The sequence below is a fragment of the Xylophilus sp. ASV27 genome (genome assembly GCF_016428875.1).
Classification (GTDB): domain Bacteria; phylum Pseudomonadota; class Gammaproteobacteria; order Burkholderiales; family Burkholderiaceae_C; genus Xylophilus.
This window is the reverse complement of sequence record NZ_JAELTO010000217.1, coordinates 1-1,853: the sequence shown is the minus strand read 5'-3', so window position 1 is coordinate 1,853 and position 1,853 is coordinate 1. Positions and strand designations below refer to the sequence as shown.

General features: G+C 67.7%; 2 protein-coding genes. Both read right to left on the bottom strand.

Annotation, left to right across the window (positions count from 1 at the left end):
• Nucleotides 1-417 (bottom strand): ribulose bisphosphate carboxylase small subunit (locus JHD63_RS22410; protein WP_198972993.1); only part of this gene is annotated, 417 nt, incomplete at its 3' end.
• A 12-nt stretch (nt 418-429) separates the two neighbouring features.
• Nucleotides 430-1,853: form I ribulose bisphosphate carboxylase large subunit (locus JHD63_RS22405; RefSeq protein WP_198972991.1), on the bottom strand; the 1,424-nt coding region annotated here is incomplete at its 5' end.

Genomic DNA, 1,853 nt, shown 5'->3' with positions numbered 1-1,853 from the left:
GTATCGCTCGCCCTCGGGGCGGGCCTGTACCGCATAGCTCTCGATGCCGTAGCGGATGGTGCGCCCCGGCGCCTCGGTGCGCACCAGGCGAAAGCCGGGCTCCCGGGAGGGCCGGTTCACGATGAAGGACAGCACCACCGACTCCGTGCCGTGGGTCGAGTCAAAGGCCGTCAGGCGGATGTAGTGCTGGGCAAACCTCTTGCGGCAGTCGGCCAGCTCCAGCATGGCGCCGGCCGCATCGCGCAGGTCGAACATCGGGTTGCCGAACATCTCCCAGTAGGTGTTGCGCGGATGCGGGTCGTCGGTGTACTCGATCCCGATGGCCCAGCCATGGGCGAGGCAGTAGTCGATCTGCCGGGTGATCTGCTCGTCCGTCAGCTCCGGCAGGAACGAGAAGGTGCCTTGGGTGATGCGCATCGCATGTCTCCTTCAGGCCACCGAGGCCGTGACGACGTAGTCGGAAGTATCGGTCGGGGCGTAATTGAACGTCACCTCGCCCCAGGTGTCGAGCGCCGCGCGCAAGGGGGCGCAGCTGCGCGCGGCCTGGCGCAGGATCTCCGGGCCTTCGTGCTCGATGTCGCGCCCCTCGTTGCGCGCCAGCACCATGGCCTCCAGCGCCACGCGGTTGGCCGTGGCCCCGGCCTGGATCCCCTGCGGATGGCCGATGGTGCCGCCGCCGAACTGCAGCACCACGTCGTCGCCGAAGAGGTGCAGCAACTGGTGCATCTGGCCCGCATGGATGCCGCCCGAGGCCACCGGCATCACCTTCTTGAGCGCGCCCCAGTCCTGGGCGAAGTGGATGCCGCGCGGCAGATCGACCTGGGTGTGGGTGTCGCGGCAGATGTGGTAGTAGCCCTGCACCGTCATCGGATCGCCCTCGAGCTTGCCGACCGCCGTGCCCGCATGCAGGTGGTCCACCCCCGCCATGCGCAGCCACTTGGCGATCACGCGAAAGCTCACGCCATGGTTCTTCTGCCGCGTGTAGGTGCCGTGGCCGGCGCGGTGCATGTGCAGCACCATGTCGTTCTGGCGGCACCAGTGGCTGATGGACTGGATCGCGGTCCAGCCGACGACCAGGTCCACCATCACGATCACCGAGCCCAGTTCCTTGGCGAACTGAGCGCGGCGGTACATCTCCTCCATGGTGCCGGCGGTCACGTTGAGGTAGCTGCCCTTGACCTCGCCGGTGGCCGCGCTGGCCTTGTTGACCGCGTCCATCACGAACAGGAAGCGGTCGCGCCAGTGCATGAAGGGCTGCGAGTTGATGTTCTCGTCGTCCTTCATGAAGTCGAGCCCGCCCTTGAGGCCCTCGTAGACCACGCGGCCGTAGTTGCGGCCGGACAGGCCGAGTTTGGGCTTGGTGGTGGCGCCCAGCAGCGGCCGGCCGAACTTGTCCAGGCGCTCGCGCTCGACCACGATGCCGGTGGGCGGGCCGGCGAAGGTCTTGACGTAGGCCACCGGGAACTGCATGTCCTCCAGCCGCGCGGCCTTGAGCGGCTTGAAGCTGAAGACGTTGCCGATGATCGAGGCGGTGACGTTGGCGATCGAGCCTTCCTCGAAGAGCGAGAGGTCGTAGGCCACGTAGCAGAAGTACTGGCCGGGGGTGTTGGGCACCGGGTCGACCCGGTAGCACTTGGCGCGGTACATGTCGCAGGCGGTGAGGCGGTCGGTCCAGACCACCGTCCAGGTCGCGGTGCTGGACTCGCCGGCGACGGCCGCGGCGGCTTCGATCGGGTCCACGCCCTCTTGCGGCGTGATGCGAAACAGCGCCAGCACGTCCGTCGCCTTGGGCTCGTACTCCGGCACCCAGTAGCCCATTTGCGCGTATTTGAGCACTCCGGCCGCGTAGCGCT